This is a genomic window from Mycobacterium sp. E2462 (genome assembly GCF_001672685.1).
Lineage (GTDB): Bacteria > Actinomycetota > Actinomycetes > Mycobacteriales > Mycobacteriaceae > Mycobacterium.
Genome location: NZ_LZKC01000391.1, coordinates 1 through 6,258, shown reverse-complemented (window position 1 = coordinate 6,258; position 6,258 = coordinate 1). Strand labels below are relative to the sequence as shown.

Annotated in this window: 7 protein-coding genes; 4 read left to right on the top strand and 3 right to left on the bottom strand. The window is 71.4% G+C overall.

Annotation, left to right across the window (positions count from 1 at the left end; translation table 11 throughout):
• The 4 genes from A5714_RS20440 to msrB form a co-directional block, all read left to right on the top strand.
• Positions 1-397, top strand: a 397-nt coding sequence (locus tag A5714_RS20440) for a dihydrofolate reductase family protein (protein WP_197513844.1), incomplete at its 5' end; no start/stop codon positions are given.
• 14 nt (positions 398-411) lie between these two features.
• Positions 412-1,971 carry an alpha/beta fold hydrolase gene (locus A5714_RS20435; RefSeq protein ID WP_156747413.1) on the top strand — a complete coding sequence of 520 codons (1,560 nt, stop codon included), beginning with the start codon at positions 412-414 and terminating at the stop codon, positions 1,969-1,971.
• Positions 1,972-1,999: 28 nt separating this feature from the next.
• A complete protein-coding gene (aftC, locus tag A5714_RS20430; RefSeq protein ID WP_068288292.1) occupies positions 2,000-3,298 on the top strand; it encodes an arabinofuranan 3-O-arabinosyltransferase in 1,299 nt (432 codons plus the stop codon).
• A gap of 24 nt (positions 3,299-3,322) precedes the next feature.
• Entirely contained in the window at positions 3,323-3,733 is a 411-nt protein-coding gene (msrB, locus tag A5714_RS20425) for a peptide-methionine (R)-S-oxide reductase MsrB (RefSeq protein WP_197502934.1), read from the top strand.
• A gap of 9 nt (positions 3,734-3,742) precedes the next feature.
• Here the strand turns inward: msrB and A5714_RS20420 are convergent, their stop codons facing one another.
• The 3 genes from A5714_RS20420 to A5714_RS20410 form a co-directional block, all read right to left on the bottom strand.
• A complete protein-coding gene (locus A5714_RS20420; protein ID WP_068288289.1) occupies positions 3,743-4,492 on the bottom strand; it encodes a class I SAM-dependent methyltransferase in 750 nt (249 codons plus the stop codon).
• A gap of 17 nt (positions 4,493-4,509) precedes the next feature.
• Complete coding sequence (gene hemQ, locus A5714_RS20415) at positions 4,510-5,205, bottom strand: hydrogen peroxide-dependent heme synthase (RefSeq protein WP_068074018.1); 696 nt, start codon at positions 5,203-5,205, stop codon at positions 4,510-4,512.
• A gap of 5 nt (positions 5,206-5,210) precedes the next feature.
• Positions 5,211-6,258: FAD-dependent oxidoreductase (locus A5714_RS20410; RefSeq protein ID WP_068288286.1), on the bottom strand; the 1,048-nt coding region annotated here is incomplete at its 5' end.

Below are 6,258 nucleotides of genomic sequence, written 5' to 3'. Positions count from 1 at the left end.
CCGCGACCTGGGCGTCTTCACCCAGACCGAGGTGCGCCCGCTGGTAATGACCAGCCGGGCGGCGGTGGACGCCGCCCGCCGCCACCTCACCGATCTCGGTGAGGTCGTCGACTGTTCCGCGACCGACCCCCACGCCGTCGACCCGGCCGCGCTGCTCGCCGCGCTGCGCGACCGCGGCTTGCGCCGCGTCCTCACCGAGGGCGGCCCGACGCTGCTGGGCGCGTTCGTCGACGCCGAGCTGCTCGACGAGCTGTGCCTGACGGTCGCGCCGTTCGTGGTGGGCGGCTCCGCGCCGCGCATCGCCGCGGGCCTCGGGCAGCTGCGCACCGCGATGCGCCGTGCCCACGTCCTGACCGACGAGGCCGGCTACCTATACACCCGCTACGTGCGGGCCTAGCTACTGTGGTCGGCATGAGTCGGCAATCGGCGCGCGTCGCGGTCCTGGTCGCCGTGGCCGCGCTGCTGGCCGGCTGCGTTCCCGGGCTGGCCGCCGACCCGCGGTTCGCCACGAATTCCGGCGCCCGCCCGCAGGGCGCGGCCACCCCGAAACCGGCGCCCAGCGGGCCGCCGCCGATCGCCGCGCCCAAGAACGACCTGGCGTGGCACGACTGCACCTCCAAGGTGTTCGCCGACGCGGCCGTGCCCGCGCCCGGCGGCGTCCAGCTGGACTGCGCCAGCTACGACGCCGACCTGGACCCGGTCAACGGCGGGACCGGCACCGTCAGCGTCGGCGTGGTGCGCGCCCGCTCCAACCAGACCCCGCGCGACGCCGGGCCCCTGGTCTTCACCACCGGATCCGACCTCGCGTCGTCGGTGCAGTTGCCCGTCTGGTTGGCCCGGGGCGGCGCCGACGTGCTGGCCGGGCATCCGATCGTCGCCGTCGACCGGCGCGGCATCGGCATGTCGAACCCGATCGACTGCCGCGACAAGCTGGACCGCCAGGAGATGCGCGACCAGGCCCAGTTCCAAAGCGGTGACGACCCGGTGGCCAACCTCTCCGACATCGCCAACAACGCCACGACGAACTGCACCGACGCCATCGCGCCCGGCGCCACCGCCTACGACGACGCGCACGCCGCCTCCGACATCGAGCGGCTGCGCAATCTGTGGGACGTGCCCGCCGTCGCGCTGATCGGCGTCGGCAATGGCGCCCAGGTGGCACTGGCCTACGCCGCCGCCCGACCCGACAAGGTCGCCCGGCTGATCCTGGACTCCCCGATCGCGCTGGGCGTCAACGCCGAGGCCGCGGCCGAACAGAAGGTCAAGGGCCAACAAGCCGCGCTGGACGCCTTCGCCGGGCAATGCGTGGCGGTGAGCTGCGCGCTGGGCCCCGACCCGAAGGGCGCCGTCGCCGGGTTGCTGGCCGACGCCCGCGCCGGCCGCGCACCAGGCGGCGTGTCCGTCGCCCAGCTCGCCCACGCCATCGCCGTCGCGCTGGGCTTCCCCGTCGGCGGCCGCGTCGATGCCACCACCAACCTGGCCAACGCGCTGGCAGCCGCGCGGTCCGGCGACGGCGGCGCGCTGACCGCCCTGATCAACCGTGCGGACGCGCTGCGGGACTCCGACGGCCAGTTCGTCAACGGCTGCAGCGACGCGGTCAACCGGCCGACTCCGGACCGGGTGCGGGAACTCGTGGTGGCGTGGGGCAAGCTCTACCCGCAGTTCGGCACCGTCGCCGCGCTCGATCTCGTCAAGTGCGTGCACTGGCCCACGGTGTCGCCGCCGCCCGCGCCGAAGACGCTGAAAGTCGACGTCCTGTTGATGGGCGTGCAGAACGACGCGATCGCGGGCAACGAGGGTGTCGCGGCGACCGCGGCGGCGGTCATCAACGCCAACGCGGCCAGCAAGCGGGTGATGTGGCAGGGCATCGGCCACGGCGCCAGCATCTACTCGAACTGCGCGGTTCCGCCGCTGACCGGCTACCTCAGCAGCGGTAAGTTGCCCGGCACCGACACGTACTGCCCGGCCTGACACTGCTTTCCGCGCAGGATCGGCGCCGGTGTACGGTGCGCTGGTGACCGCAGCTGACCCGACCCTGCGTGAGCGGCTGGGGGCCGCCTTCGGTCCGCGCACCAGCGCCCCGAGCGCCGCGACGATCCTGCGCTCCGCGCTGTGGCCGCTGGCTATCCTCTCGGTGCTGCACCGCAGCATCATCCTCACCCTCAACGGCAACATCACCGACGACTTCAAGCCGGTGTACCGCGCGGTGCTCAACTTCCGGCGCGGCTGGGACATCTACAACGAGCACTTCGACTACGTCGACCCGCACTACCTGTATCCGCCCGGTGGCACGCTGCTGATGGCCCCGTTCGGCTTCCTGCCGTTCTCGCCGTCGCGGTACCTGTTCATCCTCATCAACACCGTGGCCATCCTGATCGCCTGGTACCTGCTGCTGCGGATGTTCAAGTTCACGCTGTCCTCGGTGGCCGCGCCGGCCCTGCTACTGGCGATGTTCTGCACGGAAAGCGTGACCAGCACGCTGGTGTTCACCAACATCAACGGGTGCGTGCTGCTCGCCGAGATCCTGTTCCTGCGTTGGCTGTTGGACGGCCGGGTCAGCCGCCAGTGGTGGGCCGGCCTGGCGATCGGGCTGACCCTGACCCTCAAGCCGGTGCTCGGGCCGCTGCTGCTGCTACCCCTGCTGAACCGGCAATGGCGGGCGCTCCTGCCGGCCATCGCGGTCCCCGTCGTGGTCAACGTGGTGGCGTGGCCGTTGGTGAGCGACCCGATGGACTTCGTCACCAAGACCGTGCCCTACTTCCTGGGCACCCGCGACTACTTCAACAGCTCCGTCGAGGGCAACGGCGTGTATTTCGGCCTGCCCACGGCGCTGATCGTGTTCCTGCGGGTCATGTTCACGGTGCTGATGATCGGCGCGATGTGGCTGCTGTACCGCTACTACCGCACGCGCGACCCGCTGTTCTGGTTCACCACCTCGTCGGGGGTGCTGCTGCTGTGGTCGTTCCTGGTGTCGTCGCTGGCCCAGGGCTACTACTCGATGATGCTGTTCCCGTTCCTGATGACGGTGGTGCTGCGCAATTCGCTGATCCGGAATTGGCCGGCGTGGCTGGGGATCTACGGGTTCCTGACGCTCGACGACTGGCTGATCTACAAGTACATGCGCTACGGCCGCGCCCTGCACTACCTGAAGATCACCTACGGCTGGTCGTTGCTGCTGATCGTGGCGTTCACCGTGCTGTACTTCCGCTACCTGGACGCCAAGGCCGAGGGCCGGCTGGACGACGGCATCGACCCGGCGTGGCTGACGGCGGAGCGGGCCGCGGGCCCATCGGGTTAGCGTGGAGGCATGACCTCCTCCAATGTGTCGCGCCCCAAGGTGCAGCTGACTGACGACGAGTGGCGCAAGAAGCTGTCGCCGGAAGAATTCCACGTGCTGCGCCAAGCGGGCACCGAGCGACCCTTCACCGGCGAGTACACCGACACCAAGACCGCGGGCGTGTACGAGTGCCGCGCCTGCGGCGCCGAACTGTTCCGCAGCACCGAGAAATTCGAGTCGCACTGCGGCTGGCCGTCCTTCTTCGACCCGGCCAACTCCGACGCGGTGATCCTGCGCCCCGACCACTCGCTGGGCCGCACGCGCACCGAGGTGCTGTGCGCGAACTGCCACAGCCACCTGGGCCACGTCTTCGAGGGCGAGGGCTACCCGACGCCGACCGACCAGCGGTACTGCATCAACTCTGTGTGCCTGCGCCTGGTGCCGAGCGGCGGCTAGGCAACGCCGCTAGTCCACCCGGGTGGCGTGGACCTCCCAGAACGGGGCGTGCACCCGGCCGTTGACCAGCCACGGTTCCATGGCGCGGAACCGCGTGAGCATGTCCTCGGTGCGGTCGGCCATGTCGGGGTTGCGGGCGGCCATCATCTCGATCTGTTCGGCGCTCATGTTGACCAGATAGGTGGTCGGGCCGAGGTAGGTGATCTCCCAGCCGGCGGGCGGCAGCACCGACCGGAAGTCGTCCTCGGACAGCGACCGCATCATGGTGAAGCCGTTGACGTCGTGCTGCCCGAATTCGAACATGTACAGCCGCGCGCCGGGCCGGGTGGCCCGGTGCAGCGCCTGCGCGTAGGACCGCTGCAGCTCCGGGTCGGTGTTGAAGGTGTGATAGAAGGCGCAGTCCACGACGGTGTCGAACCGGTTCTCCAGCCCGTCGAGCTTGGTGGCGTCGGCCAGCTGGAAGTCGACCGAGACGCCGGCGGCGCGCGCGTTCTCCCGGGCCCGCTCGAGGGCGGTCGCCGAACCGTCGATGCCGGTGGCCGCGTACCCGTTAGCCGCGTAGTAGATCGCGTGGTGCCCCGGACCGGTGCCCGGGTCCAGCACGTCGCCCTTGACGGCGCCGAGAGCGACGAGTCGCTGCACCACCGGCTGCGGGCCGCCGATGTCCCACGGCGTGGCGGCGGGCAGCCCGTGCGACGTCCGGTCGTCGCGGTACATCTCCTCGAAACGGGCGGGGTCGGTGACGTCGGGGTGGCTCATCTGGTTCTCCTAGGCGGTCACGGAAGCGAATTGATCAGCTGCTCGACGGCCACGCGCGGCCCGGTGAAAAACGGTGTCTCCTCGCGGGTGTGCCGACGCGCGTCGGTGGCCCGCAACTCGCGCATCAGGTCGACGATGCGGTGCAGCTCGGGTGCCTCGAACGCCAGGATCCACTCGTAGTCGCCGAGGGCGAACGCCGGCACCGTGTTGGCGCGGACATCCTTGTACTCCCGGGCGGCCATGCCGTGCTCGGCCAGCATGCGGCGGCGCTCCTCGTCCGGCAGCAGGTACCACTCGTAGGACCGCACGAACGGATACACGCAGATGTAGGCGCCGGGCTCCTCACCGGCCAGGAACGCCGGGATGTGGCTCTTGTTGAACTCGGCCGGCCGGTGCAGCGCCACGCTGCTCCATACCGGCGCGCTCACCCGGCCCAGCGCGGTGCTGCGCCGGAAATCGGCGTACGTCGCCTGCAGCGCCTCGACGCGCTCGGCGTGCGTCCAGATCATGAAATCGGCGTCGGCGCGCAGGCCCGCCACGTCGTAGAGGCCGCGGACCACGACGCCGCGCTCCTCCTGCTGCTTGAAGAAGGTCGCGGCGTCGTCGATGACGGCGTCCCGGTCCTCGCCGAGCTCACCCGGCTCCACCGAGTAGACCGAGAACATCAGGTAGCGGATCGTCGTGTTCAGGGTCTCGTAGTCGAGTTTGGCCATGAAACCTATCGTGCCACTTGCGCGTCCACGTCCCCGACCGCCCTGATCACGCGCTCGGCGGCCCGCCCGGCCGCGCCCACGCACGCGGGCACCCCGATCCCGTCGAGGTAACTGCCGGCCACGGCCAGCGTCGGCGGCAGCCCGGCGCGCAGCTCGGCGACCAGCTCCGCGTGCCCCGGACCGTACTGGGGCATGGCGTCGAACCAGCGCTGCACGCGCACGTCGACGGGCTCGACGGTCAACCCGAACACCGTGCGCAGGTCCTCGCGGCCCCACGCCAACAGGTCGTCGTCGGAGGCGGTGACGGCCAGCCGCTCGCCGAACCGCCCGAACGACAGCCGCAGCAGCTGCGCGTCGCCGCGCATCCCCCACTTGCGTGACGACAGCGTGATGGCTTTGGCCCGCAACGCTTCACCCGTGGCCACCAGCACGCCGGACGACTCCGGGAACGGGGTGTCGGCGGGCACGGCCAGGGCCATCACCACCGACGAGGCGCTGGCGATGCGGCCCGCCGCCTTCGCGGCGCGCGGCGCGACACCGGCGGCCAGGCCCGCCAGCTGCGGGGCCGGCACGGCCAGGACCACCGCGTCGGCCGGCCAGCGCGCGCCGGTGTCGTCGGCCAGCTCCCACCCCTGCCCGGCGGGTTCGAGGCCGGTGACCGCCGAACGGACCAGCCGCGGGCGCGCCCGCGCGACGAGCGCCTCGATGAGCACTCGGTAACCGCCGTCGAGGGCGCCGAACACCGGGCCGCCGGTGGCCGGCGGCAGCGCCCGCGCGACGGCGTCGGTGAGGCTGGAAGCGCCGGCGTCCAGGGCCGCCGCCAGGGTCGGGACGGCCGCGCGCAGCCCGATGGTGGCCGACGACCCCGCGTACACCCCGCTCAGCAGCGGGTCGACCGAGCGCGCGACCACCTGGTCGCCGAACCGGTCGGCGACCAGGTCGGCGACGGTCGGGTCGCTGGCAGGCCGCCAGTGGAGCGCGCGGCCGGGTTCGGCGGCCATCCGCGCGACGGTCGCCTCGTCGACCAGCCCGGCCACCGACTCCGGCGTCGAC